The 404-nt window shown below is 66.6% G+C and carries 1 pseudogene; it reads left to right on the top strand.

Annotation, left to right across the window (positions count from 1 at the left end):
• Positions 1 to 404, top strand: a pseudogene (gene rhlA, locus FMN63_RS00145) (3-(3-hydroxydecanoyloxy)decanoate synthase); the annotation flags it as partial.

Raw genomic sequence — 404 nt, 5'->3', positions numbered from 1 at the left:
GTTTGCAAGGGCCTGCGGGTACATGTCGAGCGCGTTGGGCAGGATCCCGGGCGCAGCACGGTGATGCTGGTCAACGGCGCGATGGCGACCACCGCCTCGTTCGCCCGGACCTGCAAGTGCCTGGCCGAACATTTCAACGTGGTGCTGTTCGACCTGCCCTTCGCCGGGCAGTCGCGTCAGCACAACCCGCAGCGCGGGTTGATCACCAAGGACGACGAGGTGGAAATCCTCCTGGCGCTGATCGAGCGCTTCGAGGTCAATCACCTGGTCTCCGCGTCCTGGGGCGGTATCTCCACGCTGCTGGCGCTGTCGCGCAATCCGCGCGGCATCCGCAGCTCGGTGGTGATGGCATTCGCCCCTGGACTGAACCAGGCGATGCTCGACTACGTCGGGCGGGCGCAGGC

The organism is Stappia sp. BW2, from assembly GCF_008107695.1.
Lineage (GTDB): Bacteria > Pseudomonadota > Alphaproteobacteria > Rhizobiales > Stappiaceae > Roseibium.
This window is presented reverse-complemented; position numbering and strand designations above follow the sequence as displayed.